We start from the raw sequence: 26257 nt of genomic DNA, 5'->3' as shown, positions 1-26257 counted from the left end.
CGATGCATGCGGCATCGTGCCGGTGCCCGCGCCGGGGGACACTGACGACCATGCTGCTGTACGTCTTCATCGTGCTCTACCTGGGCCTGGTCCTGATCCGGCCGCAGGAGTATCCGGACTCGCCGCTCGCCAGCGTGCCGCTGCTGCCGATCGCGCTGGTGCTGGCGCTGGGGGTCTGGCTGCTGTCGCGCAACAAGCGCTTCGACGCGCCCCAGTACCTGCTGCTGCTGCTGTTCCTGGTGGCCACCAGCGTATCGGTGCTGCTGACCGGGTGGAGCGGCGGCGCGCTGCAGCAGTTCACCAACTTCGCCGCGATCGTGGTCTCGTTCTTCCTGCTGGCCAACGCCCTGGACACGCGCGCACGCGTGGTGATGACGATGGGCGTGTTCGTCCTGTGCGCCTCGGTGCTGGCCCTGCATGGCGTCGAGCAGGTGGCCCTGGGCACCGGCTGGACCGGCGCGGAGCTGGTCAACGACGGCCGCATCCAGTACGTGGGCATCTTCAGCGATCCGAACGACCTGGGCATGCTGTTCGTCATGAGCATGCCGATGGCCGCGTACCTCGGCGCGCGCGGCGGCCTGATGGGGCTGCGCCGCCTGTTCTGGTGGTCGCTGTGCGCGCTGCTGCTGTACGGCGTCTACCTCACCCAGTCGCGCGGCGCGCTGCTGTCGGTGGTGGCCATGGGCGGCACGTACGTGCTGTTCCGGCGCGGCTGGTTCGCCGCCGGCGCGCTGGGCGCGGTGGCGCTCGCGGGGCTGCTGATGATGCCCTCGCGCGGCAGCCAGATCGACGCGGGCGAGGAATCCGCGGCTGGCCGCGTGGAGGCCTGGTACGAAGGCCTGCACATGTTCCAGGCCAACCCGCTGTTCGGTGTCGGCACCGGCCGGTTCACCGAGTACCATTACCTCACCGCGCACAATTCGCTGGTGCTGGTGCTGGCCGAGAACGGCATCATCGGCTTCACGATCTGGCTGGCGTTCGTCGGCTACTGCTTCTGGATGATGGTCCGCATCCTGCGACACGATCCCGGGTTCGTCGAAGGCGAGGAGGAGCAGGCATGGGACTGGATCGAGGACCGCCGGATCACGCTGGCGCTGCTGGTCGCCCTGGTCGGCTTCTTCACCGCGGCCTTCTTCCTCAGCCGTAGCTACGTGATCCTGTTGTACCTGCTGGCCGCACTCGTGGTCGCCCACTTTTCGGTGGTGCGGGACCGCAACCCGGACCTGCCGGGATTCGCACTGAGCGCGCACCTGGTGCGCTGGCCGGTGATCGCGGTGGCCGGGGTGGTGGCGCTGTACGTGGTGGTCAAGGTGCTGCTGGCGATGGGCTGACGCGGCCCGACGGATTCGAGACGGGCGCAAGCGCCCTGCAACGGGAGTGGTGGTGGTGGACGTGAAAGCCGAGACGGAATCCGCGATGCCGGCGTGGGAACGCGACGAGCGCGGCGAACTGCTGGTGGCGGGACAGCCGCTGTCGCGGGTGGTGGCGGCGGTCGGATCGACGCCGTGCTACCTGTACGACCGCGCACGGATCACCCGGCGCGCGCGCGGACTGCGCGGCGCCATGCCGCCGGACGTGCTGCTGCACTATGCGATGAAGGCCAACCCGATGCCGGCGCTGGTCGGTCACGTGGCCGGGCTGGTCGACGGACTGGACGTGGCCTCGGCGGGCGAACTGCGCGTCGCGCTGGATACCGGCATGGCGCCCGAGCACATCAGCTTCGCCGGGCCGGGCAAGTCGGATGCGGAACTGGCCCAGGCGGTCGCGGCCGGGATCCTGGTGAACGTCGAATCGTTCCGCGAGATCCCGATCCTCGCCCGCGCCGGAGAGCGCCTCGGCTGCCGCCCGCGGGTGGCGATCCGGGTCAACCTGCCGTTCGAGCTCAAGGCCTCGGGGATGAAGATGAGCGGCGGCGCGCGCCAGTTCGGCGTCGATGCCGAATCGGTGCCCGAACTGCTGCGCGAGGTCGCCGGCGCCGAGCTCGGCTTCGAGGGGTTCCACATGTTCGCCGGCTCGCAGAACCTGCGACACGCTTCGATCGTCGAGGCGCAGCGCAAGTGCTACGAGCAGGCGCTGGAATGGCAGTCGCTGCTGCCGGCGCCGGTGCGCAGCCTGAACCTCGGCGGCGGCTTCGGCATCCCGTACACCCCCGGCGAGGCCGCGCTCGACCTCGCCCCGGTGCTCGACAACCTCGGTGAACTGTCGCAGCGGATGCAGGGCGACTGGCCGGGCGGCCACATCGTGATCGAGCTCGGCCGCTACCTGGTGGGCGAGGCGGGCCTGTACGTGAGCCGGGTGATCGACCGCAAGGTCTCGCGCGGGCAGGTGTTCCTGGTGGTGGACGGCGGCATGCACCACCACCTCGCCGCCACCGGCAACTTCGGCCAGGTGATCCGGCGCAACTACCCGGTCGCGGTCAACCGCACCGACCTGGGCAGGGAAACCGCCAGCGTCGTCGGTCCGCTGTGCACGCCGCTGGACCTGCTGGCGGATCGCATGGAACTCGACCGCGCCGAGCGCGGCGACCTGGTGGTGGTGTTCCAGTCCGGCGCCTACGGGCGCAGCGCCAGCCCGCGCGCGTTCCTGAGCCATCCCGAGGCGGCCGAAGCGCTGGTGTGACGGGGTGGCGCAGCGGGGAGCGCGGCCGCTCACGCGTCGCGCCCGCCGTGCACGAGCGCGACGGCGCGAGGCGCGCGCTGCGCCGATCGTCATCGCCCGCCGTGCAGCTCAGCCGGCGGTGTTCTCCGCAGCGGACGTCGTGGGCGCAGCGGCTGGGGTCGCATCCGTAGTGGCCGTGGCCGTGGCGGAACCCGCGGCTGTGCGTGCGGGCGGGGTCGCGACCAGATGGGCGCGATCGGGCGGCGGCGTCAACGTGCCGATGCGCCGTGCCGGATTGCCGGCGACGATCGTGTAGGGCGCGACCGTGCCGCCCACGACCGAATATGCCGAGATGATGCTGCCTTCGCCGATCACGCTGCCCGGCAGGATCAGCACCTGCGAGCCGATCCAGGCGTTGTCGTGGATCGCGACCGGCTTCACGTCCGCCTCGTCGGGCGGGGCGCCCGCGGCGCGGCGGGCCGGATCGGCGGGATGGCCGCCGGAATCGCGGATCGTCACCCCGCCGGCGATTTCCACGCCCTCGCCGATGGTGACCTCCTTGCCGACGACGATCCTGCAGTCGTGGGCGATGTCGGTGCGTGCGCCGATCCGCAGGCGCGGGCGGGCGACGAAGCGCGCGGCGAAGGTCACCGACAGCTTGCCGCTGATGTGGACGTGGTCGCCCACTTCCAGGTCGCCCTTGCCCTGGATCCATGGCACGTAGATGCCGGTGGTGACGCCCCGGCCCAGGCGCGTGCAGTAGGCCTTGAACAGCGGCTCGGCGACCAGCAGCCGGCGCGCGCCGAACACCAGTCCGCGCAGCCCCAGGAACAGCCACAGGTAGGGGCGGACCAGCACCCGCGGCGCAGGCAGGGTGAAGCCGCGCAGGCCGCGACGCAGCGTGCGCAGCGTCGCGGCGACCGGATGCGGCGAACCGGCCAGCCACTGGCGCGGGGACGGACGCGCGGGTGTCGCGGACCCGCTCATCGGTTGCGGTAGGTCAGGTTGAGGTAGACCACGTTCTGCTCGAAATCGCCGACCGTGGCCGAACTCCGCCGCTCGTAGCGGGTCACGCTCAGGTTCGAGCTCCAGTGCCGCGACCACTCTTTCGCCAATCCGATCGCGTACAGGCGGTCGGTCTCGGTGCGGCCTTCCGGCGCGCCGAATTCGCTGCGGTTGGTGTAGGCCGAGCCGCTCAGCACCAGGGTCGGGCGCAGGCGGTAGCGGAGCGTCGCGCCGCCGCCGCGGCTTTCCTCGCCGGAGGCGGTTTCGTCGACGTAGTCGAGTTCCTGCGCGGTGCCGTTGAGCGAGGCAGTCAGGCGCGTGCCGGTGTAGGTGTAGTCCACGCCGACCGAGCGCTGCTCGTAGGCGTAGGCGGTGATCGTGGTGTTGCCGGTGAGCACCGAGGCCGGCACGCCGGAGGCGGTGTCGATCTGGTCGAGCGCATTCACCGCGGCATCGGAGAACTGGTTGGCCAGTGCCACCGAGAACCGGCTGCGCTCGGTCGGCTCCCAGCCGAAGGCCGCGCGCAGCAGCGGATCGCCACGGGTCTGGCCGTCCTCGTAGTCGAGGTAGGCATAGCCGGCGTCGACGGTCATGTCGAAGCGGCGGAACAGGTGGCGGTAGCCCACGAACGCCTCGTAGCGGCGGTGGTCGCGCGCGAACTCGTCGTTGTCGAAGTCGACCTGCTGGCCCTGCACGTTCCACGACAGCGTGCGGGTGGCGTCGAGTTCCTGCAGGATCCGCAGCGCGGCCAGCACGCGGTCGGAGTTGAATTCCTCGGTGACCTCGGCGTCGCTGTTGATGTAGCGCAGTTCGGCCACGCCGCGGCGCGCCGGGCCGAAGCCGAAATGCAGGTCGGGACCGACCGAGAGCACGTTCACCTGCTGGCGGTTGTCGGGCGAGCCGGGGGCGGTGCGGTTGATCGTCTGCACGCCGTAGCTGTCCTCGACCACCAGCGCCAGGCGGTCGGGGACGACCATCCAGTTCAGCCGGCCCTCGAACATGCGGTCGGTCAGGTTGCCGTACACGTCCTCGTAGCGTCGGTGGTCGACGCGGCCGACCATGCTCGCCTGCACCGTGGACGAGGCCTGCTCGAGCGCGAAGCCGAACCCGACCCGGGCGATGTCCTGCTCGATCGGGTCTTCCGCACTCAGCGTGACGTTGTCGTCGTGTTCGTAGCCGGCGTCGATGGTGTAGTCGATCCGGACCGCGTGCGCGGCGCCCGGCACGGCGCCCGCCATGGCGACGGCGATGAGGGTGGTCGGGATCCGGCGGGAAGTCATGGCGTGCAGTCCGTCGCGGTTCAATGGATGTCGTTGAAGACGACGCCGGCGAGCTTGTCCGGATCGAAGTTGGCCGCGGCCTTCTCGATCTGGTCGGTGGTGACGCGGCCGTAGCCGGCCACCAGTACGATCAGGTCGGCCAGGTCGGACAGGATGCGCGCGTCGGGCGAGCGCAGCACCGGCGGGCTGTCGAGCACCACGTAGCGGTTGGAATGGCTGCTGCGCAGCGAGTCCACCAGGGTGCGCATGCGCAGCGACGAGAACGATTCGCCCGCGATCTCGCGCACGCTGCCGGCCGGCACCAGGTACAGCCGCGGCAGCCCGGTGCGGTAGTGCACCTGCTGCAGTTCGCCGACGTTGCCCTCGATGTAGTCCATCAGGCCGCCGGTCGGGGCGTCGATGTCCAGCGCGGCATGCTGCGCGGGGTGAAGCGCGTCGCAGTCGACCAGGGTCGCGACCTTGGTCTCGTCGAACGCGAACGCGGCGGCCAGGTTGCGGGCGACGAAGCTCGCACCGCAGCCGGGCACCACCGGCGCCACCAGGGTGACGAAGTTGGTGTCGCCGCGCAGGGCGAGCAGGCGTGTACGCAGGTCGCGGAACGCGTCGGCCTGCACCCGCGCCGAATCGTTGCGGTGGATCAGCCGGCGCTCCTCGAGCGCGCGGGTGGTGAGCGCCTGCGGCTCGGTGGCACGGACGATCGAGCGCGACGTCCCGCCGTCGGGGGCGTCGGCCGCATCGTTCGGATACGCATTCATCTGGCTGTCCTGGCGGGTGTTGAGTTGCATGGCAGGCACTCAGGCGGTGGCGAGCTTGAGGGCGAACACCAGGCCGTAGACCACGAACACGCTGCAGACCATCGCCGCGCTCATGGCGAGCCTGAGCGACTGGCGCCGGCGCTCGCGCGGCGTCGGGTAGGGCGGGATCACGGTGAGCAGGGTGTAGGGCGTGCGCGTCTGGATCTGGCGCGGCGAGCGGACCCGCGGGTCGAAGCGGGCGAGCAGGAACAGCAGCCCCAGGGGCAGACCGATCGCGAGCACGGCGCCGGCCGCGGCGATGTGCATGAAGCGCAGCCCGCTGGGCCGCAGCGGCACGGTCGCCGGATCCTGCACGCGCAGGGTCAGGCCGCGGTTCTCCTCGTCCAGTCCCATCGACACGCGCGCGTTCTCGCGCCGGCGCAGCAGGTCCTGGTAGATCTCGCGGTTGACCTCGTAGTCGCGGGTCAGTTCGGCCAGCGCGCTTTCGGAGGCTGCGATGCGGCGGCTGCGGTCCAGCTCCTGGTCGAGCAGCGTCTGCGCCACGCCCATCCGTGAGCGGATGCCGGCGGCTTCGCGGCGGGCCGCCGCCTGCTGGCTGCGCAGCTCGTTGTACAGCGGGTTGAGCTGGGCTTCCTCGCCGCCGGTCGTGCCGCCGCCCTGGGCGCGCCGTTGCTGCTCGGCGGCAAGCGCGCGCTGCAGGTCCTCGATCTGGTGGCGCACGCGCACCACGTCCGGGTGGCGCTCGGTGTACGTGAGCATCAGCCGGTCGAGTTCCGCGCGCAGCTCGATCAGCTGGGTGTTGAACAGGTTCTCGCGCGTGTGCACGGCGGTCACCGCCGACTCGCCCGACAGCTGCGCGGCGATCGCCGCCTCGCGCGACTCCTGCTCCAGCAGCTGCATGCGGGACTGTTCGACCTGGCTGCGCAGCGAGGTGATGCGGGTGGTGGTGTCGGTGGCGCTGCCGGGCTGGGCGTCGGCGTTGCGCGAGCGGTAGTCCTGCAGGTTCTGCTCGGCGCCGGTGAGCTTGGCGTGGTATTCCTTGACCTGCTTGTCGATGAACTCGTAGGCGTCCCGGCTCTCGCGCGCCTTGGTCGCCAGCGTTTCCTCGATGAACAGGGTGCTGAAGGCATTGGTCACGCGGTACGCGCGCTCCGGATCGGTGTCGCGGTAGTCGATCTGCACCAGGTCGCCACGCGGCGCGCTGACGGAGGTGTTGTTGCGGATGTCCTCCATCAGCTTGTCGCGCTGGAGCGGCGTGAGTTCGCGCTCGGTCCAGCCGCCGACTTCGAGGATGCGCTCGAGTACCCGGCTGCTGTACACGATCTGGCGCGCGCGGCCGGCGCGGTCGGACACGCCGGTCGGGACCGCGCGGCCTTCCAGCAGGGGCTGGATGATGTCGCTTTCCTGCGCCAGGATCGTGGTCGAGGAGGTGTAGTTGCGCGGGATGACCATCATGCCGACGATCAGCGTCAGCAGCATCACCACGGCGAAGGTGGCGGCGATGGCGACGATGCGCTTGCGCGCTTCCTTGTAGAGCACGACCAGCAGTTCGTCCGGCTTGAGGTCGTCGGCCTTGCGGGCCTGGTTCGGCAGGCGCGCGGCCGGGAGCGATGAGGACGCCATCAGAACGTGCGCTCCGGGATGGTGATCACGTCACCCGGCGCGACCGGGTAGTTGGTGTCCAGCTCGCCGCGGTTGAGGATCCGGTCCAGGCGCACGGCGTAGGACGTGGTGGTCGCGTCCTCGTTGCGGCGGAACAGGTCGGCGCGGTCGGCGGCGGCGAATTCGGTCACGCCTCCGGCCGCCAGCACCGCGTCGAGCACGGTCATGCCCTGACGGTAGGGGATCGAGATGGGCTGGCGCACCGCGCCGGTCACCCGCACCCGCGAGAGGTACTCGTGGCTGCGCAGCTGGGTCAGGATCACGGCCACCTGCGGATCGCGCACATAGGCGCCGAGCTTGTCCTGGATGTCGGCCGCGACCTGGCCCGGCGTGCGACCACCGGCGACCACGTCGCCGACCAGCGGCACGGAGATCCGGCCGTCCGGACGCACGGGCACGGTGATGCCGAGCTCGGGGTTGCGCCAGACCGTGACCTGCACTTCGTCGTCGACGCCGATCAGGTAGTCGTCGACCAGGGCCTGGACCGCCGGCGGCGGCGTGGTCGATTGCTGCACGCTGGACGCGCAGGCCCCGAGCAGGGGCAGGAACAGGAGGGCCGCGACGAGGCGGAGCATGCGCATTGGTGTGTCCCCGTGGTGTTTCCGATACGAAGACAAACGCGAAAACACTCCTGTCGCGGACACGCCGGCGCCCGGCCCGCGGACGCGCGCGTTCAGGCGCCGTAGAACGCCCGGTACCACTCCACGAAGTTGCGCACGCCGGTTTCGATCGGCGTGGCCGGCGTGTAGCCGGTGTCGCGCTGCAGGGCCGAGACGTCGGCCTCGGTGTCGGGCACGTCGCCCGGCTGCATCGGCAGCAGGTTTTTCTCGGCCTTGCGGCCCAGGCAGTCCTCCAGCACCTCGATGTAGCGCATCAGCTGCACCGGGCTGTGGTTGCCGATGTTGTAGACCCGGTACGGCGCGCTCGACGAGCCCGGGTTGGGCAGCAGCGGATCGTAGTCGGGGTCCGGCCCGGGCACGCGGTCGAGGGTGCGGATCACGCCCTCGACGATGTCGTCGACGTAGGTGAAGTCGCGGGTGTGGCGGCCGTGGTTGAACACGTCGATCGGCCGGCCCTCGAGGATGTTCCTGGTGAACAGGAACAGCGCCATGTCCGGCCGGCCCCAGGGGCCGTACACGGTGAAGAAGCGCAGGCCCGTGGTCGGCAGCGCGAACAGGTGGCTGTAGGTGTGCGCCATCAGTTCGTTGGCCTTCTTGGTGGCCGCGTACAGGCTCACCGGATGGTCGACGCTGTCCTCGACCGCGAACGGCAGCTTGCGGTTGGCGCCGTAGACCGAGCTCGACGAGGCATAGACCAGGTGTTCCACGCCGCCGTGGCGGCAGGCCTCGAGCACGTTGGTGAAGCCGGTGATGTTGCTGTCGATGTAGGCGTGCGGGTTCTCGAGCGAATAGCGCACGCCGGCCTGCGCGGCCAGGTTGACCACCCGCTGCGGGCGGAAGTTGGCGAAGGCGCGCTCGAGCGTGCCGCGGTCCTCCAGCGCGCCCTTGACGAAGGAGAAGCCGGGCTTCGGCAGGAGCCGGTCCAGCCGGGCCTGCTTGAGCGCCGGGTCGTAGTAGTTGTTGAGGTTGTCGAACCCCAGGACCTCGTCGCCGCGTTCGACCAGGCGATGGCTGAGGTGGGAACCGATGAAACCGGCGGCGCCGGTGACCAGGACACGCATGGAAGACTCCGTGGAAGGGTCAGAGGCAGCCGTCGACGCGATCGCGCGGCAGCGCGCGCTTGACGTCGAACACGATCGCATCGGGCTTGCACAGCGCGCGCACGCCGTCCGCGCCCAGGGCCACGAACTCGCGATGCGCCACCGCCAGCACCACCGCGTCGTAGCTGCCCGCTGCCGGCTCGGCGACCGGCGAAATCCCGTACTCGTGGCGCGCCTGCGCTGGCGACACCCACGGGTCGTGCACGTCGACGTCCACGCTGTAGGTGCGCAGCTCGTCGATGATGTCGGTCACCCGGGTGTTGCGCAGGTCGGGGCAGTTCTCCTTGAACGCCAGGCCCAGCACCAGCACCTTGGCGCCGGCCGTGCGAAGGCCGCGCTGCTGCATCAGCTTGACCACGCGCTGGGCGACATGGCCACCCATGGCGTCGTTGATCCGGCGCCCGGCCAGGATCACCTCGGGGTGGTAGCCGATCTGCTGCGCCTTGTGGGTCAGGTAGTACGGATCCACGCCGATGCAGTGGCCGCCCACCAGCCCGGGTCGGAACGGCAGGAAGTTCCACTTCGTGCCCGCGGCCTCGAGCACCTCGTGGGTATCGATGCCGAGCCGGCCGAAGATCAGCGCCAGCTCGTTGATCAGGGCGATGTTGACGTCGCGCTGGGTGTTCTCGATCACCTTCGCCGCCTCGGCCACGCGGATGCTCGAGGCCTTGTGGGTGCCGGCGGTGACCACGCTGGCGTACAGCGCATCGACGAAGTCGGCGACCTCGGGTGTCGAGCCCGAGGTGACCTTGAGGATCGTCTCCAGCCGGTGCTCCTTGTCGCCCGGGTTGATGCGCTCTGGGCTGTAGCCGGCGTAGAAGTCGCGGTTGAACGCCAGCCCGGACTCGCGCTCGATGATCGGCACGCACACTTCCTCGGTCGCACCCGGATACACGGTGGACTCGAAGACCGCGATGCCGCCGCGCGCGATCGCGCGGCCCACGGTGCGGCTTGCCGATTCCAGCGGGCGCAGGTCCGGGCGCTTGTACTCGTCGATCGGCGTGGGCACGGTGACGATGAACACGTTGCAGCCGGCCAAGTCGGCCGGATCCGACGAGCACGTCAGCCGGGTGGAGGCCTGCAGCTCTTCGGGCGACATCTCCAGGGTGTGGTCGTGGTGCCGGCGCAGCTCGTCGATGCGGGCGGCGTCGATGTCGAAGCCGAGCGTGGGGTACTGGCGGCCGAAGGCGGCGGCCAGCGGCAACCCCACGTAGCCCAGGCCGATGATGGCGATGCGCACGTCGTTGCGGTCGGGAAGGGTGGCGGTCATCCGGTCGGCTGTCGTTGGGTGGGCGGGCGCAGTCTAGCGGACCGCGCCCGCGCGACCGGTCGGCCGCCGGCGTGTACGGATCCACGCATGCGCCAATGCACAACGCGGGATGCGGCGGCGACAGGCCAGCGTACGCCCTGCCCGGAATCCGCCGGCGGTGGTGGATAATGCGCGCCGGACACGAGTCGGGCACCCGCGCATGCGCATCCTGGTCTTCGGCGGCACCGGCTACATCGGCAGCCACACCTGCGTCGAACTGGCCGCGCGCGGGCACGAACTGGTGGTCGCCGACAACCTCAGCAACAGTTCGCCGCGCGTGCTCGACCGCCTGCAGGCGATCATCGGCGCGCCGGTCGCGTTCCACAACGTGGATCTGCGCGACCGCGACGCCACGCGCGCGCTGCTGGCCGGCGGCGGGTTCGACGCGGTGCTGCACTTCGCCGCGCTCAAGGCGGTCGGCGAATCCTGCGAGCGTCCGCTGGACTACTTCGACAACAACATCACCGGCACCCTGAACCTGCTGCAGGCGATGCGCGAGGGAGGGGTGTCGCGGCTGGTGTTCAGTTCCTCGGCCACGGTCTACGGCGACCCCGACCGGGTGCCGGTCACCGAGGACGCGCCGCTGCGCGTCACCAATCCCTACGGCCGCACCAAGCTGGTGATGGAACAGCTGATCGCCGACCTGTGCGCGGCCGACCCGGGCTTCCGGGCCGGGGTGCTGCGGTATTTCAACCCGGTCGGCGCGCACGGCTCGGGCCTGATCGGCGAGGATCCGGGCGGGGTGCCGAACAACCTGATGCCCTACATCTGCCAGGTGGCCGTCGGACGGCGACCGGCGCTGAGCATCTACGGCGGCGACTGGCCCACGGTCGACGGCACCGGCGTGCGCGACTACATCCACGTGCTGGACCTGGCCCGCGCCCATGCCGATGCGCTGGACACGCTGGAGCGCACCGGAGCGGGCTTCACCGTCAACCTCGGCACCGGCACGGGGGTGAGCGTGCTGCAGCTGGTGCAGGCCTTCGAACGGGCCTCGGGGCGCCCGGTGCCCTACGAGATCGTCGGCCGGCGCGCCGGCGACGTGGCCGAGGTCTATGCCGACCCGTCCCTTGCCGAGGCGCTGCTGGGCTGGCGCGCGGAGCTCGACGTCGATGCCATGTGCCGGGACGCGTGGCGCTGGCAGTCGATGAATCCGTCCGGCTACGCCGACGCGGGCTGAACCAGCCAGTCCGCGACCGCGTCGGGCGCCCTCATCCACGCATAGTGGTCGGCGCGCGTGCCGGCGGCGCGGGCGTCCAGGCAGGCGACCGCCGCCGCCGCTGCCGGCAGCTTGCCCAGCAGGAAGTCGAGCGAGCCGCGCGGCGCGAGCCAGTCCTCGGCCAGCCGCACGGCGCGTACCGGCCGCGTCACGCGGGCCAGCCCGCCCTCGAGGTCGCCATCCAGGCCACGGGCCGCATAGCGGCCGCTGAGCGCGGTGCGGGCCCAGTCCTCGATCACGCCAGCGGCCTCGTTGCCGCCGAAACCGATGCGGCGCCCGGGCAGGGACCCGTGCCTGCGCGCCAGCCACGGCAGGAAGCGGTAGGCGAGCGGCAGCGCCAGCCGTTGCGGCATCGGGAACGCGCGCCAGTACGGCGCGCCGCTGGCGACCAGCCACAGCGCCGCAGCCGATCCGGGCGCCAGCGCCAGGCGGCAGCAGGCCAGCTGTCCGCCCAGGCTGTGGCCGCCGATCACGCGCGTGCGGGCCTCGGGCAGCAGGCCGTCAATGGCGGCCTGGCTGGCCGGGATGTCCGAGAGCAGGAGTTCGCGGTAGCCCCAGTCGCGGCCGCCGCCGGCGCGCACGTCGCTGGAGCCGTGGCCGCGCCACTCGTGCACGAACACCGCGACCCCGCGCTGCGCGAGCGCCTCGGCGAACGGCAGGTAGTGACGCGCGGCCACGCCCAGCGCCGGCAGCCACAGCAGCGCCTGGCGCGGGGCCTGCGGGATCCGTGCGAGCAGGCGCCAGCGGTGGCCATCGTCGGCCCGGACGTCGGTTTCCAGGGCGTTCCCCGCAGCGCTCACGCGCGCGGCGCCGCGCCGAAGTGGTCCAGCGCGCGGACGTCCCCGCGGCCAGGCCGATGGCCCTGGCGCAGCGCCAGGCCCACGTAATCGATGGCCGCCGCGGCGGCCTGCGCCACCGGCATGCCGAGGCACAGCCGTGCCGCGGCCGCCGATGCCAGGGTGCAGCCGGTGCCGTGGCCCTCCACCGGGAGCCGCTCGTGCACGAAGCCGGCGTCGCCGGCGGCGTCGCGGTAGCGGTCGACCACCTGCGCGCCTTCGTCCAGGTGACCACCCTTGAGCAGGACCGCGCCGCAGCCCATGGCGAGCAGGCGTTCCAGCGCGCGGGCCGCGCCGTCCGCGTCGACGATCCGCTCGCCCGTGAGCAGCTCGGCCTCGGGAATGTTGGGGGTGAGCAGGTCGGCGCGCGGGATCAGGCGAGTTCGCAGCGCCTCGAGGGCGTCGTCCTCCAGCAGCTTGGCGCCCGACGTGGCCACCATCACCGGGTCCAGCACCAGGAAGGGCGGCCGATGCGCCTCCAGCGCGTCGGCCACGGCGTGGATCACCCCGGCATTGGCGAGCATGCCGAGCTTGACCGCCCCGATCCGGAAATCATCGAAGCAGGCGTCGATCTGCGCGCGCAGGAACGCCACCGGCGGCACGTGGACCGCGGTGACGCCGCGCGTGTGCTGGGCGGTGAGCGCGGTGATCGCCGACAGGCCGTGCACGCGGTGCGCGGCGAAGGTGCGCAGGTCGGCCTGGATGCCGGCGCCGCCGCCGGAGTCGGAACCGGCGATGGTCAGGGCGGACACGGGTGGGGCGGGGCGCATGGACATGCGCCCATTGTGCCGCCTCGCCTCCCGGCATGGGCCGGCTCAGGGGCCGGCGGCGCGCGCACTCACTCCAGCACCAGCTCCGCGCTGCCCGAGAAGGTCTCCATCCGGATCTCGCCGGCGCCATCGCCGAAGGTGTGTTCGAAGCTCGAGCCCGGGCCGTACTTCGGCTTGTCGATCCGCACGCCGGGGGCGCGCAGGTCGCCGCTGAAGCTCTCGGCGCTGACGCGGGCCGAGACCGAGGCCGGCAGCGCGAGGCGGATGTCGCCACTGACCGATTCGGCGCTGATGCGCCCGCCCGGCGCCAGGCCGCCGGTGTAGCTGGCGCTGCCCGACACGGTGCTGGTGGACAGGCGGCGCGCGGCCTGGCCGCGGGTGTCGATGCGGATGTCGCCCGAGACGGTCTCGGCCGAGATCTCGCCCTCGATGCGCCCGCGAAGCGCGATGTTGCCGCTCACGCTTTCCGCCTCGACGTTGTTCGAATTGAGGTTCAGCTGCAGGTTGCCGCTGACGCTGCTGATATCAGCCTCGCGCGGCGCGCCCACGGCCACCACGTCGCCGCTCACGCTCTCGATGTCCAGGCTGCGGCCGGCGACGCCGTTGACGTCGATCTCGACCGCGACGCCGTCCACTTCCAGTTCGACCTGGCGCGGCACCTGCAGCACCAGCGTGGTGGGCTCGGTGTCGCGGCTGTTGCGCGGATAGCGCACCTTCACCTCGAGCGACTTGCGGTCGCCCTCGACCTGCAGCCGCTCGACGCCGTCGCCGAGGCTGCCGGTGATATGGACTTCCTCGCGGTCCCAGGCGCGCACCTCGATGCGGCCCTTCACGTTGGAGATCTCCAGCTGGCCGCGCGCGTCCAGCGGCCGGGTCTCGTCGATCGGGGTGGCGGCGAAGGCGGGCGCGGTGCCGAGGCAGGCGAGCAGGGCGGCGGTCAGGGTCAGGGCTTTCATCGGGATGTCCTCGAATGGGAGCGTCGCGGCCGGGGCATCAGGCCCGGGCCAGGCGTTGGGTCAGCGACAGCCGCTGCGCGTACACGCGCTGCAGCCGCTGGAGCAGGAAGACCGCGTCGGGATCGTGCGCGATGGCCTCGCGGACGTCGTCCGCGCTGCGGTCGAGTTCGATCAGGGCCGGGTGGCCGGCGACCGGCGGGCGCGCCGCGGTCAGTTCGCGCAGCGCGCCCTCGTATTCGCGCGCCATGGCATCGGCCTGGACCACCAGTGGAGCGGGCGTACGCGCGACCGGCGCAGGTTTGGCGGCGGGCGTGGCTGTCGCCGGGGCCGCATCGACGGCGACGGGCACCGCGGTGTCGGGCCGCAGCTGCCAGCCGAGGCCGAGCGCCAGCGCCAGCACCGCCGCGGCGGCCAGCGCGGGCAGCGGGCGGAGGCGGGTGGGCGCACGGGCGGGCGCCTCCTGTGCGGGCTCCACCGGCAGCGCGGCCAGGCGCGAGGACAGGTCCGGCCACAGGTCGCGCGCCGGCGGCGTGTCGCGCCGCAGGCCGCGCAGCTGCAGCCGCAGTGCGGCAGGCAGGTCGTGGTTGGAAGCGTCGTGGGTCATGCGTGGTCTCCCAGCTTCGCGCGCAGCAGTCTGCGGGCGCGATGCAACTGTGCCTTGGACGTGCCGACCGCCATGTCGAGGGCGGTGGCGATTTCCTCGTGCGTCCAGCCTTCGATGTCGTACAGCACCAGGACCGCGCGGGCGCGGGGCGGCAGGCTGTCCACCGCCTGCTGCAGGTCCAGCGACAGCGCGGTGGCGTGTCCGGCCGAATCCACGCTGCCGATCGCGTCCAGCGCAGCCTCGTCGCCGTCCATGCCCGGCGCGCTGCGGCGGCTGCGCAGTTCCATCAGCGCGGTATTGGCGGCCAGCCGGTGCAGCCAGGTGCCGACCGCGCTCTCGAACCGGAATCCGGGAAGCGCCTGCCAGGCGCGGACGAAGGCTTCCTGGGTCAGGTCCTCGGCGCGGCTGTGCTGGTGGCCCACCAGCCGCAGGATCACGCCGTGGACGCGTCCCGCATGCCGGCGGTACAGCGCCTCGAACGCGGCGACATCCCCGCCGGCCGATGCCCGCGCCAGCGCGTGGTCCACGTCGGTCGCGGAGTCTGTCTCGTCCAGGGATGCACTCATCGTCGCCATCAGCATATCCAGTCCGATGCGGGCGCGCGGGCCAGGGTTTAAGCCGGTCCGGTCTCGCCCGAGAGCGGCAGGCGCGGAGTCGCGCCCGACCGGCCTGCCGGGGCCCTGGAGTGCCGCGGACCCGTTCCAGGCGTCGATGGCGCGGGTCATCCGCGCCGATTGCCCGGATGCGGAGACGCCGGATGGCGGAAGACGGATCCCCGCGGGGCGCTTGCAATCGGGCGCGCTGTTGTTATCGTGCAATCGATTGCATCCGAGCGGATTCGCGTGTCTGTACCGGTTGGGAGGCCGGTGGAGCATGGGCATTTCGTCGACCAGGCCGCATGCGGCTGGCGCGCCTGTCGCGCGCATCCCGGCCGCCACGATTCATGAACCTGTCTGTGCGCGCTTGCCCCGGTGGCCGCGCGACGTATCTTCCATGCCTCGGTATCGGCAGGCCGGCGTCCGTTCCGCCGGGTCGGGCGCAATGCCGGCACCGCCGCGTGGGCAAACCCGGGGAGGCCTGACTTGAAGCACACATTCACCCGGCGCGACGCGCTGCGCGCCACGATGGTAGGCGGGCTGGGGCTGGCGGCGTCGGGCCTCGTCCCGGCCGCCGATGCCGCTGCGCAACCGCTGACATCCAGCCTCAAGCACTCGGTGGCGCGCTGGACGTTCGGACAGACGCCGATCGCCGAGCTGTGCCGGACGGTCAGGCAGATCGGCTTTTCCGCCATCGACCTGGTCGGCCCGGACGACTGGGCCACGCTGAGGGCGCACGACGTGGACAGCTCGATGTGCAACGGCGCCGAACTGGGCCTGGAGCAGGGCTTCGCCGACACCCGCTTCCACGACGAACTGGTGGCGCGCTACACCCGCCACATCGACCTGGTGGCCGATGCCGGGTACCGCAACCTGATCTGCTTTTCCGGCAACCGCGACGGCATGGACCCGGCCGAAGGCCTGGCCAATTCGGCCGCCGGCCTCAAGCGCATCCTCGGCCATGCGGAGAAGCGCGGCGTCAGGCTGGTGATGGAACTGCTGAACTCGCGCGTCGACCACCCCGACTACCTGTGCGACCGCTCCGCCTGGGGCGTCGAACTGTGCGAGACGCTCGGGTCGGACCACTTCGGCCTGCTCTACGACATCTACCACATGCAGATCATGGAGGGCGACATCATCGCCACCATCCGCCGGAACCACCGCTGGTTCGTGCATTACCACACCGCGGGCGTGCCGGGCCGGCACGAGATCGGCGCGGACCAGGAGCTGAACTACCCGGCCATCTGCCGCGCGATCCGCGACACCGGGTTCGACGGGTACGTCGCCCAGGAATTCATGCCGTCGGCGCCGGACCCGGTCGTCTCGCTGCGCGAGGCCATCCGCCTGTGCGACGTGTAACCCCCCCGCCTCAACCAGGAACGCAGTCTCAATGGCGAACAATGATTACGACGCGATCGTCGTCGGCTCGGGCATCAGCGGCGGCTGGGCCGCCAAGGAACTGGCCGAGAAGGGGCTCAAGGTGCTGATGCTCGAGCGCGGGCGCAACATCGAGCACATCAAGGACTACGTCAACGCGCACAAGGAGGCCTGGGACTACCCGCACCGCAACGTGCCCACCCAGGCGATGAAGGAAGCGCACCCGGTCCTGCGCCGCGACTACCCGCTGTCCGAGAGCACCTACGGGATGTGGGCCGACGAGAAGGACTGTCCGTACACCGAGACCAAGCGCTTCGACTGGTTCCGCGGCTACCACGTCGGCGGCCGCTCGCTGATGTGGGGCCGGCAGAGCTACCGCTTCTCGCAGATGGACTTCGAGGCCAACGCGCGCGAGGGTATCGCCATCGACTGGCCGATCCGCTACGAGGACCTCGCGCCCTGGTACGACCACGTCGAGACGTTCGCCGGCATCGCCGGCACGGTCGAGGGCCTGGACGTGCTGCCCGATGGCAAGTTCCTGCCGCCGGTGCCGCTGAACGTGGTCGAGAAGGACGTGGCCGCGCGCATCCGCAAGGCCTTCGGCGGCAGCCGCCACATGATCCACTCGCGCACCGCCAACATCACCGAACCGCGACCCGAACAGGGGCGGGCCAACTGCCAGTACCGCAACAAGTGCATCCTGGGCTGCCCCTACGGCGCCTACTTCTCGACCCAGTCGGCCACCCTGCCGGCGGCGATGCAGACCGGCAACCTCACCCTGCGCCCGTTCTCGATCGTGCGGCAGGTGCTCTACGACAAGGATCGCAAGCGCGCGCGCGGCGTCGAGATCGTGGACGCCGAGACCGGCCAGACCTACGAGTACACGGCCAAGGTGATCTTCCTCAACGCCTCGGCGTTCAATTCGACCTGGGTGCTGATGAACTCGGCCACCGACGTGTGGGAAGGCGGGCTGGGCTCCTCGTCCGGCGAGCTGGGCCACAACGTCATGGACCATCATTTCGAGGCCGGTGCCCAGGGCGTCGTGGACGGTTTCGAAGACAGGTACTACTCCGGGCGCCGCCCCTGCGGCTTCTACATTCCGCGCTTCCGCAACGTCGGCGACGACCGCCGGGAGTACCTGCGCGGCTTCGGCTACCAGGGCGGCGCGAGCCGCCAGGACTGGTCGCGCAGCGTCGCCGAAATGGGCATCGGCGCGGGCCTGAAGCAGGCCGCGAGCGTGCCGGGCGACTGGAGCATCGGCATGACCGCATTCGGCGAGATGCTGCCCTACCACGACAACACCATCCGCCTGGACCACGACACCAAGGACAAGTGGGGCCTGCCGGTGCTGGCGATGGACGTGTCGATCCGCGACAACGAGCGGGCCATGCGCAAGGACATGGCCGCCGATGCCGCCGAGATGCTGGAGGCGGCGGGCGTTCGCGACGTGCGGACCTACGAAGCCGAACCCGCCCCCGGCCGGGCGATCCACGAGATGGGCACCGCGCGCATGGGCCGCGACCCGAAGAGCTCGGTGCTCAACGGGCACAACCAGGTCTGGGACGCGCCCAACGTGTACGTGACCGACGGTGCCTGCATGACCTCGGCCAGCTGCGTGAATCCGTCGCTGACCTACATGGCGCTGACCGCGCGCGCCGCCGACCATGCGGTGCGCGAACTCAAGGCGGGGAACCTCTGATGGATCGTCGCGAACTGCTGAAGATGATCGCGTCCGCTACCGGCGTGGCGATGGTCGGCATGCCAGCCTTCGTGCTCGGGCAGGCGCCGGTCCCGCAGGCGGGCGCGGACTTCACCGCCGAAGACATCGCGTTGCTGGACGAGATCGCCGAATCGATCATCCCGCGCACCGATACGCCCGGCGCGAAGGACGCGGAGGTGGGCGCGTTCATGGCGCGCTTCGTCACCGACTGCTACAGCGCCGAGGACCAGGCCGCCTTCCGCGCCGGGCTGTTGGATCTCGACAAGCACGCTTCCGGAAGCTTCATGTCCCTGTCGCCGGCAGACCGCCTGCAGCTGCTGACCAGGCTCGACCGGGAGGCCGGCGAACGGGCCCGGCGGGCGTGGGTGGCCGCCGACGGATCGGGCAGCGCGAGCGGGGTGCACTGGTTCACGATGATCAAGCAGCTGGTGCTCTTCAGCTTCTTCACCTCGCAGGTGGGCGCCACCGAAGTGCTGCGCTACGACCCGGTGCCCGGGGGCTACGAGGGCGACCTGCCCTACGAGCCGGGCACGCCGGCATGGGCGACGCGATGATGCCCGGCCGCTGCCTGCCCGCGCGGCGCGACCGCATGGCCGCACACGCGCTCCTGCTCACCGGCGGCATGTTGGCCAGTGCCGCTGCGCTTGCCCACGATCCCTCGGCCGATCCGGCGAAGACCGAAGCCTGGACCCCGGTACCGGCGGTCGTGGCCACGCCCGTGGGGGCGGCGCCGTCGGACGCGGTGGTGCTGTTCGACGGCAGCGGGCTGGCGGCGTGGGAGTCCGAGCAGGGCGGCGATGCGCCGTGGACGGTGGCCGATGGCGCGCTCACCGTGGTGCCCGGCAGCAAGGGCATCCGCACCCGCCAGCGCTTCTGCGACATCCAGCTGCACATCGAGTGGCGCAGCCCGGCGCAGACCCGAGGGGTCGACGGCCAGAACCGCGGCAACAGCGGCGTGTTCCTGCAGGAGCTGTACGAACTGCAGGTACTCGACAGCCACGACAACCCCACCTATCCCAACGGCCAGGCGGCCTCGATCTACAAGCAGGCCATCCCGCTGGTGAACGCCTCGCGCCCGCCGGCCGAGTGGCAGTCCTACGACGTGATCTGGAAGGCCCCGCGCTTTTCCGAAGGCGGCGGCCTGCTGGCGCCCGCGCGCATCACCGTGCTGCACAACGGCGTGCTGGTGCAGGACGACACCGTCATCGCCGGCACCACCGAATACCGTGGTCCGCCCAGCTACGCCCCGCACGGCTGCGCCCCGATCTATCTGCAGGACCACGACTCCGAGGTCAGCTTCCGCAACATCTGGGTGCGGGAACTCTAGCTACGCGCGGGCGCCGGGTGCGATCGGGGCAGCATGCGGCGACCCGGGCACGGTCGCGCGCTGCCCGGGTGCGGGGCACGACGGTCAGCCCACGGGATACGCGAACTCGCTCAGCCCGAGGTCCGCCAGCACCGTCTCCAGATGACGGTAGGCCTCCGGCGTCGGCCCGGGGTAGTCCCCGGCGATCGCCACGTTGCCCATGTAGCCGATGTCTTCCATGCCGTCCGGCGTGCAGAAGTAGGCCGCCAGGACCAGGTTGCGCAGCCGGGCGAAGGCCTCGGCCATGCGCTGGAACTGCCGCGGGGTCTGGTCGTTGCGGTAGGCGATGTCGTCGATGATGGCCAGCTGCTGCGCCGTGGCCAGCGCCGTGAACGGCTGAGAGAAGCGCAGGGCGGCTTCGTCGTCGAGCCAGGCGAGGGCCGACAGCACGGTCAGCCGGTCCTGCTGCTGGTCGGGGTAGGGCGCACTCACCCATTCGTCGATCACCGTCGGCACCTGCACGGCGGACGCCGACGGCGACTTGCCTTCTGCCGGGACGATGATGTCCGACAGCAATGCCAGCAGTGACAGCTGGGCCGGCGTCAACGTCAGCGGCCAGGGCGCTTCAGGCGGCGTGATCAGGTCCGGATCCTTGCCGTAACCGCTGGCCGTCACCGGCTGCAGGTCCAACTCGGGCCAGTGTCCCGCATCTGCGAGGCCGTCGGGGGCATCTCCCGTCGATGGCGACCCGCAGGCGGACAGTGCAGGCAGCATGGCGCTTGCCGCCAGTGCGGCCAGCAGCTTGAGCGAATCGCGCCGGGTCAGCTTGTTCGCGTACGCAGGGGCGTCGCTGTCGGTTCGGGCGGCAATGCCCTGGTCGTCTGGGTTCCGCATCACAGCGCCCCCGTCTTGAGTTGGTCGGCCAGCCAGGCGCTGTTGCGCATCGCCAGCGTCATGATGGTCAGCGTGCAGTTCTTGTGCGGGTTGGAGGCGAACACGCCGCCGTCCATCACGAACAGGTTCGGGCAGTCCCAGGTCTGGCCCCACTGGTTGGTCACCGAGTCCCCGGGCGAGTCGCCCATCCGGGTGGTGCCCACCTCGTGGATGATCTCGCCGCCCTTCTTGATCGCCTCTTCCGCGGCGGGCAACTCGCCGACGGTCGCGCCCATGGTTTCCAGGATGGCCTTCGCGGTCTTGAGGCCGTGCTCGACCTGCTTGAGTTCGTGCTCGGACCATTTCCAGTGGAAACGCGGCACCGGGATGCCCCATTTGTCCGTGACGCTCGGGTCGATGTCCATGTAGCAGTCGTCGTTCGGCAGCATCTCGCCGCGGAGCGCAAAGTGCACGTAGGCGCCGTAGTGCGCGCGCACCTGCTGTTTCAGCGCGGCGCCGTAGCCTTGCAGGTCGCCGCTGATATAGGCGCCCGGCTCGGCGAAGCGGCCGCCCAGTTCGAAGTGGTAGCCGCGCGGGAAATCCAGTTCCTTGTCGGCATGCGCCTGGTGGCCCCACCACGGAATGAACAGGTGGTTGGCGGTGTGGCCGTCCTCGTTGTAACGCGGCCGGTCCATCAGGGCGGGGACCAGCGCCGAGAGGCCCGCGCCGGTGGAGTCCATCAGGTTCCGGCCGACCTGGCCGCTGGAATTGGCGAGTCCGGCCGGGTGGCGTTCTGTCTTCGAGTTGAGCAGGATGCGCGCCGTCTCGCAGGCGCTGGCGGCCAGGACCACCACCTTCGCGTCCACCTGCCGTTCGGTGCCTGCCGTCTTGTCGACGTAGGTGACCCCCGTGACCTTGCCGCCGGCATCGGTGGTCACGGTCTTGACCATGGCATCGGTGATGACCCGCAGGTTGCCCGTTGCCTGCGCCATCGGCAGCAGCGAGGTGGTGGTCTGGAACGCGGCGCCGATCGAGCAGCCGTAACCGCACGGAGTGGCCCAGAAGCAGGGCGCCCGCTGGTCCAGCGCCCGGGTCAGGATGGCCCGGTGCATCGGCGCTGCCTCGATGCCGTGCTTCTTCGCCGCGGCGGCGATCAGCAGTTCCGGTATCCGTGGCGTGGGGGCCGGCTGCAGGACCCCGTCCGACGACGGCGGCATGTCGTCCAGGCCGGTATTGGTGCCGCACACGCCCACCAGCGCTTCGGTCTTGTCGTACCAGGGCGCGATCTCGTCGTACTCGAACGGCCAGTCGGCGCCGAGGCCGTCCCGGCTCTTTCCCTTGAAGTCGTGTTCGCTGAAACGCAGCGCGTACCGGCCCCAGTGGTTGGTGCGGCCGCCCAGCATGCGTGCACGCCACCACAGGAACTCGGTGCCTTCGGCGGTGGTGTAGGGCTCGTCCGGCACCTCCCAGCCGCCGCCCACCGTGGAATCGTAGAAGCCGAAGTCCTTGTCCGGCGTGGACGCGCCCATCAGCGGTGCGTCGCCATTGGGCCGGAACATCGGCGTTTCCGTGGTCGGATCGTAGTGGCGGCCGGCTTCGAGCAGCAGCACCTTGTGGCCCTGGCGGGTCAGTTCGTACGCGGCCATGGCGCCGCCGGCGCCGGAGCCGACGACCAGCACGGTGTGGGCGAAATCGTTCATCGCTTCAGTTCTTTGATCTTGAGGTTCTTGAACCACACCACGTCGCCGTGGTCCTGCAGGCCGATGTGGCCGCTGCTGTTGGCGGCGAACCCCGCCCAGTCGGCGAACTTGCTGGCCGCCACCAGCCGCTTCCACTCCGCGCTGCCGATCTCCACCGATGCGGTCTGCACGCCGTTCTGCCAGATGGTCAGCTGGCCCTGGTCGAGCAGGATGCGCACCCGGTTCCACTCGCCGGCGAGCCGGTGCGAGGCCTTGGGCGAGGCGATCATGTCGTACAGGGAGCCGGACAGGTGGGTGTCGAGCTTGTTGTCCGGATGGCGCTCGTTGTCAAGGATCTGGATTTCCGGCGCGTGCGAGTAGATGTGCTCGCCGGTTTCATCCGCCAGGATGAAGATGCCGCTGTTGCCGACTTCCGAGATCTTCCAGTCCAGCCGGAGGTCGAAATCCTGGTAACGGGCCCGGGTCAGGATGTCGCCGCCGCCGGCAGCCGTCAGCTTGATGGCGCCATCCTCGATCACCCACTGCTCGCTCAGCCCCTCCTGCTTGAAGGTGCGCCACTGCGACAGGTCCTTGCCGTCGAACAGGAGTTGCCAGCCCTCGGCCTGTTCCTGCCTGCTCAGCTGGTTGTCGGCGGGAAGGCGCTCGGCGAGGAAGGCCGCGCCCGTCCGCACGACGGCGGCGGCGTCGCGCGGAAGGTCGTGCTCGATGATGTACCACTGCACGCCGGCGTCCGCCGCGGCGGGCAGGATCGCATTCCAGTCGAGCACGCCCTGGCCCAGGGCGGTGAAGCCCTGTTCGTCCTGCGCCTGGCCCTCCGGCGCGTTGTCCTTGGCGTGGACCGCGTACACGCGCCCGGGGAATCTGCCGAGGAACTCAGCCGGGTCGTGGCCGGCGCGCGCCACCCAGGCCAGGTCCAGTTCGACGGCGAGCGCCGGCCCCGCGGCTTCGAACAGCAGCTCGAGCCCCGTCCTGCCGTCGAAGTCGACCAGCTCGAACTCGTGGTTGTGGTACGCCAGCCGCATGCCCAGCCGCTGCAGGCGTCCGGCCAGGGCGCCCAGTTCCCTGCCCAGGGCGCGCCAGCCGTCCGCGTCGGTCGGCCGCTGCTCTTCCTGCAGCCAGGGCACCACCAGCATGCGGTTGCCGATGGCGCGGTGGGACGCCGCCATCTCCTCGAGGTCGCCGCGCAGGTCGGACAGCGCCACGTGCGCCGCGATCGGCTCGATCCCGTACTTGTCCAGGAGCCGTTTCAGCTCCGCGGCGGGGACGTTCTGCGTGCCGACCGTCTCCACCGCGCGGACGCCGGCGTCGTGGACGATCTTCAGCTGGTCTTCGAGCGAGCCTGCGTTGCGGAGCGTGTACATCTGCACGGCGATGGGCCTGGCGGTGGCATCGTCCGGTTGCGCCCAGGCGGGCAGGGCGGTGCAGAGCGCGAGTGCGGCGGCCGCGATCCTGCGCAAGGTACGGGTCGTCATGGTGTCCTCCGGGAATCGGGGTGACGGCGGATGGATTCCGCCTCGCGCATGTCGCGCTGCAGGCGGACGGAACCGGCGCGGTCGGGGGCGGGCCCCCGCGCGCCGCGGTGACTCAGGCGATCGGCGTCCATGCGCGCGACCTGGCTGAAGCGATGACGCGATCGACGATCAGCGCCGAACGCAGGCCGTCCTCGAAGGTCGGCAATCCCTCCGGTTGCTCGCGCGCGATCGCCCGGTAGGTGTCGGCCACGAACGCCTCGAAACAGTTGGCGTAGCCCTGCGCATGACCGGCGGGCAGCACCGACAGCCGCCGTTGCTCGGCGCTGCCGGCGCCCGGCCCGCGCACGAAGACTTCCTCGCGCTGGTCCGGATAGCCCATCCACAGCCGCTCGCAGTCCTCCTGGTCGAACGCCACGCTGGCCTTCGCCCCGTCGATCTCGAACCACAGGCGGTTGCGGCGCCCGGCCGAGACCTGGCTGACGGTGACGGTCGCCAGCGTGCCGTTGCCGGTCCTGAACATGGCCGCGGCCACGTCCTCGCTGGACACCGCCTGGGTGTCGCCGCCGGCCGCGGGCGTGGTGAAGCTCTTGCCGGTGGCCACGCCGCGCTCGGCGATCACCGTCTCGAACACGGCGCTGGTTTCCGCGAAGCGCTCGCCGCCGACCCATTCCACCAGGTCGCACCAGTGCGAGCCGATGTCGGCGAACACGCGCGATGCGCCGCCGAGCGCCGGGTCCACGCGCCAGTTGTTGCTGGCCGGATCCAGCAGCCAGTCCTGCAGATAGCTGCCGTGGATCAGGCGCAGCGGTCCCAGCTCGCCCGCGGCGATGCGTGCACGCGCCTCGCGCACCACCGGGTGGTAGCGGTAGACGAAGGGCACCGTGGCCACCTGCCCGGTGGAGGAGGCCAGCGCGGCCAGGGCGCGCGCGTCTTCCAGGGTGGTCGCCAGCGGCTTCTCGCAGACCACGTGCTTGCCCGCTTCCAGCGCCGCCTGCGCCATCGACCGGTGCAGGTGGTTGGGCGTGCACACATGCACGACCTGCACCTGCGGATCGGCGATCACGTCCTCGATTCCGCCATAGCCCCGGGGCACGCCCCAGGCCTGCGCCACGTCCTGCGCACGTGCGGGCGAGGACGCGGCCACGCCGCGCACCGTGGCGCCGGCGAGCACCGCCGCGCGGCGATGCACCGCGCCGATCATCCCGGTGCCGACGATGGCAACTCCCAGCGTACCCATGGCGCGGCCCTCAGTGAGCGGGCGAAGCGGCAGGCGTGGCCGCCCGCCCTTCGCGGAACAGGAACAGGAAGGCCACCAGCACCACGAACGCGACCCCGGCCGGGAACAGCCAGATCCGCTCCCAGTCCGGGCCGGCCTCGGTGGTGTAGTGCTCCACGACCGCGCCCGACAGGAAGGTGCCGATCAGCATGCCCACGCCATAGGTGGCCAGGGTGATGAAGCCCTGCGCGCTGCTGCGGAATTTCTGCCCGGCGTGCGCGTCGGTGTAGATCTGGCCGGTGACGAAGAAGAAGTCGTAGCAGATGCCGTGCAGCACGATGCCGATCACCAGCAGCGCGAAGCCCGCGTCCGCGTCGCCGAAGGCGAACATCACGTAGCGCAGCACCCACGCCGCCATGCCCACCGCCAGCATCACCTTCACCCCCAGCCGCACGAACAGGAACGGCATGGCCAGCATCAGCAGCACTTCCGACACCTGGCCCAGCGACTGCAGCCCGGCCGCGCCGCGAACGCCCACGTCGTTGAGGAAGGGGTTGGTGAAGTTGTAGTAGAACGACAGCGGGATGCAGATCGCGATCGAGGCCAGGAAGAACACCAGGTAGGCGCGCGACTTGAGCAGGTGCAGCGCCGCATCCAGCCCGAGGATCTCGCCCAGCTTCGCACCCCGCTCGCGCGCCAGCGGCGGCGTGTGCGGCAGGGTCAGCGCGTACAGGCCCAGCACTGCCGAAGCGATCGCGGCCATCCTGAAGGTGAAGTCCAGGCGCTGGGTCTGCTCCCAGCCCAGCCAGCCGATCAGCACGCCGGCGACGATCCAGCCGATGCTGCCGGCCACGCGGACCGGCGGGAACTGCTTCTCCGGCGACTGCATGTGCCGCATCGCGATGCTGGTGGCCAGCGCCAGGGTCGGCATGAACAGCAGCATGTAGCCGAACACGAACCCGGAGAACGTGTTGAAGCTGGTGGCCGTCGATGCGCCCCACATCAGCGCCGCGCCGGCCAGGTGCAGCAGGGCGAGGATGCGCTGCGCGGCGAAGTAGCGGTCGGCGATCAGCCCGACCAGGAACGGCGCGACGATCGCGCCGACCGACTGGCTGAGGAACGCCGTCGCCACCTGGCTGGCGCTGGCCTGCAGGGGGCCATTGACCAGGTACGTGCCCAGGGTCACGAACCAGGCGCCCCAGATGAAGAACTGCAGGAACATCATCACGCCAAGGCGCGACATCGTGGCCGTCATTGCATCCCCTCCCAGGGTGGTGCCCGCA

General features: G+C 70.7%; 24 protein-coding genes and 1 pseudogene. 7 read left to right on the top strand and 18 right to left on the bottom strand.

Going from position 1 to position 26257, the window contains the following annotated elements:
• Positions 1-50 precede the first annotated feature (50 nt).
• Both QFW80_RS05800 and QFW80_RS05795 read left to right on the top strand, forming a co-directional pair.
• Positions 51-1331: an O-antigen ligase family protein gene (locus QFW80_RS05800; protein ID WP_280600478.1), complete on the top strand. Its 1281-nt coding sequence runs from the start codon at positions 51-53 to the stop codon at positions 1329-1331.
• Positions 1332-1392: 61 nt separating this feature from the next.
• A complete protein-coding gene (locus QFW80_RS05795) occupies positions 1393-2619 on the top strand; it encodes a pyridoxal-dependent decarboxylase, exosortase A system-associated (RefSeq protein WP_280600476.1) in 1227 nt (408 codons plus the stop codon).
• A gap of 108 nt (positions 2620-2727) precedes the next feature.
• Here QFW80_RS05795 and QFW80_RS05790 read toward each other — a convergent pair whose 3' ends face one another.
• From QFW80_RS05790 to QFW80_RS05760, 7 genes are all read right to left on the bottom strand, one after another.
• Positions 2728-3585, bottom strand: a complete 858-nt coding sequence (locus QFW80_RS05790; RefSeq protein WP_280600474.1) for an acyltransferase — start codon at positions 3583-3585, stop codon at positions 2728-2730.
• Positions 3582-4883, bottom strand: coding sequence for a hypothetical protein (locus tag QFW80_RS05785; protein ID WP_280600473.1), 1302 nt, complete (start codon positions 4881-4883; stop codon positions 3582-3584). Before QFW80_RS05785 ends, QFW80_RS05790 begins: the two co-directional genes overlap by 4 nt.
• 20 nt (positions 4884-4903) lie before the next feature.
• Entirely contained in the window at positions 4904-5668 is a 765-nt protein-coding gene (locus QFW80_RS05780) for a P-loop NTPase family protein (RefSeq protein WP_280600471.1), read from the bottom strand.
• 9 nt (positions 5669-5677) lie between these two features.
• Complete coding sequence (locus QFW80_RS05775) at positions 5678-7261, bottom strand: XrtA system polysaccharide chain length determinant (protein WP_280600469.1); 1584 nt, start codon at positions 7259-7261, stop codon at positions 5678-5680.
• Positions 7261-7875 carry an XrtA/PEP-CTERM system exopolysaccharide export protein gene (locus QFW80_RS05770; protein WP_280600468.1) on the bottom strand — a complete coding sequence of 205 codons (615 nt, stop codon included), beginning with the start codon at positions 7873-7875 and terminating at the stop codon, positions 7261-7263. Before QFW80_RS05770 ends, QFW80_RS05775 begins: the two co-directional genes overlap by 1 nt.
• Positions 7876-7973: 98 nt before the next feature.
• The gene (locus QFW80_RS05765) at positions 7974-8981 is read right to left on the bottom strand and encodes an NAD-dependent epimerase (RefSeq protein ID WP_280600466.1); all 1008 of its coding nucleotides are present in this window, start codon (positions 8979-8981) and stop codon (positions 7974-7976) included.
• Between the two features lie 19 nt (positions 8982-9000).
• A complete protein-coding gene (locus QFW80_RS05760; RefSeq protein WP_280600465.1) occupies positions 9001-10290 on the bottom strand; it encodes a nucleotide sugar dehydrogenase in 1290 nt (429 codons plus the stop codon).
• Positions 10291-10489: 199 nt separating this feature from the next.
• On the opposite strand from QFW80_RS05760, the gene galE reads away from it, so the two are divergent.
• A complete protein-coding gene (galE, locus tag QFW80_RS05755; RefSeq protein WP_280600463.1) occupies positions 10490-11509 on the top strand; it encodes a UDP-glucose 4-epimerase GalE in 1020 nt (339 codons plus the stop codon).
• Here the strand turns inward: galE and QFW80_RS05750 are convergent.
• The 5 genes from QFW80_RS05750 to QFW80_RS05730 form a co-directional block, all read right to left on the bottom strand.
• On the bottom strand, positions 11491-12348 hold the full coding sequence (locus tag QFW80_RS05750) for an alpha/beta hydrolase family protein (RefSeq protein WP_280600461.1): 858 nt from the start codon (positions 12346-12348) through the stop codon (positions 11491-11493). The two genes, galE and QFW80_RS05750, sit on opposite strands and share 19 nt — an antisense overlap.
• Positions 12345-13154 carry a bifunctional hydroxymethylpyrimidine kinase/phosphomethylpyrimidine kinase gene (thiD, locus tag QFW80_RS05745; protein ID WP_280600638.1) on the bottom strand — a complete coding sequence of 270 codons (810 nt, stop codon included), beginning with the start codon at positions 13152-13154 and terminating at the stop codon, positions 12345-12347. The genes QFW80_RS05750 and thiD overlap by 4 nt, the downstream gene beginning before the upstream one ends.
• Before the next feature lie 68 nt (positions 13155-13222).
• Positions 13223-14110, bottom strand: a complete 888-nt coding sequence (locus QFW80_RS05740; protein WP_280600460.1) for a DUF4097 family beta strand repeat-containing protein — start codon at positions 14108-14110, stop codon at positions 13223-13225.
• Positions 14111-14147: 37 nt separating this feature from the next.
• Positions 14148-14714 carry a hypothetical protein gene (locus QFW80_RS05735; RefSeq protein WP_280600458.1) on the bottom strand — a complete coding sequence of 189 codons (567 nt, stop codon included), beginning with the start codon at positions 14712-14714 and terminating at the stop codon, positions 14148-14150.
• Positions 14711-15280: an RNA polymerase sigma factor gene (locus tag QFW80_RS05730; protein WP_280600456.1), complete on the bottom strand. Its 570-nt coding sequence runs from the start codon at positions 15278-15280 to the stop codon at positions 14711-14713. Before QFW80_RS05730 ends, QFW80_RS05735 begins: the two co-directional genes overlap by 4 nt.
• 558 nt (positions 15281-15838) lie before the next feature.
• Between QFW80_RS05730 and QFW80_RS05725 the strand changes: the two genes are divergently transcribed.
• From QFW80_RS05725 to QFW80_RS05710, 4 genes are read left to right on the top strand one after another with little or no spacing between them, the layout of a single operon-like run.
• A complete protein-coding gene (locus QFW80_RS05725) occupies positions 15839-16669 on the top strand; it encodes a hydroxypyruvate isomerase family protein (protein ID WP_280600636.1) in 831 nt (276 codons plus the stop codon).
• A 31-nt stretch (positions 16670-16700) separates the two neighbouring features.
• Entirely contained in the window at positions 16701-18386 is a 1686-nt protein-coding gene (locus QFW80_RS05720) for a GMC oxidoreductase (protein ID WP_280600452.1), read from the top strand.
• Positions 18386-18961, top strand: coding sequence for a gluconate 2-dehydrogenase subunit 3 family protein (locus tag QFW80_RS05715; protein ID WP_280600451.1), 576 nt, complete (start codon positions 18386-18388; stop codon positions 18959-18961). Before QFW80_RS05720 ends, QFW80_RS05715 begins: the two co-directional genes overlap by 1 nt.
• Before the next feature lie 35 nt (positions 18962-18996).
• A complete protein-coding gene (locus tag QFW80_RS05710; protein ID WP_425603505.1) occupies positions 18997-19734 on the top strand; it encodes a 3-keto-disaccharide hydrolase in 738 nt (245 codons plus the stop codon).
• Between the two features lie 84 nt (positions 19735-19818).
• On the opposite strand, the gene QFW80_RS05705 is transcribed toward QFW80_RS05710, so the two are convergent.
• The 6 genes and pseudogenes from QFW80_RS05705 to QFW80_RS05680 form a co-directional block, all read right to left on the bottom strand.
• Positions 19819-20607 (bottom strand): gluconate 2-dehydrogenase subunit 3 family protein, encoded by a 789-nt coding sequence (locus QFW80_RS05705; protein WP_280600450.1) that lies wholly within the window; start codon positions 20605-20607, stop codon positions 19819-19821.
• On the bottom strand, positions 20607-22286 hold the full coding sequence (locus tag QFW80_RS05700) for a GMC family oxidoreductase (RefSeq protein ID WP_280600449.1): 1680 nt from the start codon (positions 22284-22286) through the stop codon (positions 20607-20609). Before QFW80_RS05700 ends, QFW80_RS05705 begins: the two co-directional genes overlap by 1 nt.
• Positions 22283-22870: a 3-keto-disaccharide hydrolase gene (locus QFW80_RS05695; RefSeq protein WP_280600634.1), complete on the bottom strand. Its 588-nt coding sequence runs from the start codon at positions 22868-22870 to the stop codon at positions 22283-22285. The genes QFW80_RS05700 and QFW80_RS05695 overlap by 4 nt, the downstream gene beginning before the upstream one ends.
• Positions 22871-22921: 51 nt before the next feature.
• Positions 22922-23758, bottom strand: a pseudogene (locus tag QFW80_RS05690) (sugar phosphate isomerase/epimerase family protein); the annotation flags it as partial.
• 112 nt (positions 23759-23870) lie between these two features.
• Positions 23871-24995: a Gfo/Idh/MocA family protein gene (locus QFW80_RS05685; protein ID WP_280600447.1), complete on the bottom strand. Its 1125-nt coding sequence runs from the start codon at positions 24993-24995 to the stop codon at positions 23871-23873.
• A gap of 10 nt (positions 24996-25005) precedes the next feature.
• Complete coding sequence (locus QFW80_RS05680; RefSeq protein ID WP_280600446.1) at positions 25006-26229, bottom strand: MFS transporter; 1224 nt, start codon at positions 26227-26229, stop codon at positions 25006-25008.
• Positions 26230-26257 lie beyond the last annotated feature (28 nt).

It is taken from the genome of Luteimonas rhizosphaericola, from assembly GCF_029888045.1.
In the GTDB taxonomy this organism is placed as follows: domain Bacteria; phylum Pseudomonadota; class Gammaproteobacteria; order Xanthomonadales; family Xanthomonadaceae; genus Luteimonas; species Luteimonas rhizosphaericola.
The sequence above is the reverse complement of the archived record's forward strand: the minus strand, read 5'-3'. Positions and strand labels throughout refer to the sequence as shown.

Coding starts and splice junctions, on each gene's coding strand:
- QFW80_RS05760 (WP_280600465.1), bottom strand. CDS start 10,290: ATGACCGCCACCCTTCCCGACCGCAACGACGTGCGCATCGCCATCATC.
- galE (WP_280600463.1), top strand. CDS start 10,490: ATGCGCATCCTGGTCTTCGGCGGCACCGGCTACATCGGCAGCCACACC.
- QFW80_RS05740 (WP_280600460.1), bottom strand. CDS start 14,110: ATGAAAGCCCTGACCCTGACCGCCGCCCTGCTCGCCTGCCTCGGCACC.
- QFW80_RS05735 (WP_280600458.1), bottom strand. CDS start 14,714: ATGACCCACGACGCTTCCAACCACGACCTGCCTGCCGCACTGCGGCTG.
- QFW80_RS05770 (WP_280600468.1), bottom strand. CDS start 7,875: ATGCTCCGCCTCGTCGCGGCCCTCCTGTTCCTGCCCCTGCTCGGGGCC.
- QFW80_RS05685 (WP_280600447.1), bottom strand. CDS start 24,995: ATGGGTACGCTGGGAGTTGCCATCGTCGGCACCGGGATGATCGGCGCG.
- thiD (WP_280600638.1), bottom strand. CDS start 13,154: ATGCGCCCCGCCCCACCCGTGTCCGCCCTGACCATCGCCGGTTCCGAC.
- QFW80_RS05775 (WP_280600469.1), bottom strand. CDS start 7,261: ATGGCGTCCTCATCGCTCCCGGCCGCGCGCCTGCCGAACCAGGCCCGC.
- QFW80_RS05680 (WP_280600446.1), bottom strand. CDS start 26,229: ATGACGGCCACGATGTCGCGCCTTGGCGTGATGATGTTCCTGCAGTTC.
- QFW80_RS05715 (WP_280600451.1), top strand. CDS start 18,386: ATGGATCGTCGCGAACTGCTGAAGATGATCGCGTCCGCTACCGGCGTG.
- QFW80_RS05800 (WP_280600478.1), top strand. CDS start 51: ATGCTGCTGTACGTCTTCATCGTGCTCTACCTGGGCCTGGTCCTGATC.
- QFW80_RS05705 (WP_280600450.1), bottom strand. CDS start 20,607: ATGCGGAACCCAGACGACCAGGGCATTGCCGCCCGAACCGACAGCGAC.
- QFW80_RS05765 (WP_280600466.1), bottom strand. CDS start 8,981: ATGCGTGTCCTGGTCACCGGCGCCGCCGGTTTCATCGGTTCCCACCTC.
- QFW80_RS05790 (WP_280600474.1), bottom strand. CDS start 3,585: ATGAGCGGGTCCGCGACACCCGCGCGTCCGTCCCCGCGCCAGTGGCTG.
- QFW80_RS05730 (WP_280600456.1), bottom strand. CDS start 15,280: ATGAGTGCATCCCTGGACGAGACAGACTCCGCGACCGACGTGGACCAC.
- QFW80_RS05720 (WP_280600452.1), top strand. CDS start 16,701: ATGGCGAACAATGATTACGACGCGATCGTCGTCGGCTCGGGCATCAGC.
- QFW80_RS05710 (WP_425603505.1), top strand. CDS start 18,997: ATGGCCGCACACGCGCTCCTGCTCACCGGCGGCATGTTGGCCAGTGCC.
- QFW80_RS05725 (WP_280600636.1), top strand. CDS start 15,839: ATGGTAGGCGGGCTGGGGCTGGCGGCGTCGGGCCTCGTCCCGGCCGCC.
- QFW80_RS05780 (WP_280600471.1), bottom strand. CDS start 5,668: ATGCAACTCAACACCCGCCAGGACAGCCAGATGAATGCGTATCCGAAC.
- QFW80_RS05700 (WP_280600449.1), bottom strand. CDS start 22,286: ATGAACGATTTCGCCCACACCGTGCTGGTCGTCGGCTCCGGCGCCGGC.
- QFW80_RS05785 (WP_280600473.1), bottom strand. CDS start 4,883: ATGACTTCCCGCCGGATCCCGACCACCCTCATCGCCGTCGCCATGGCG.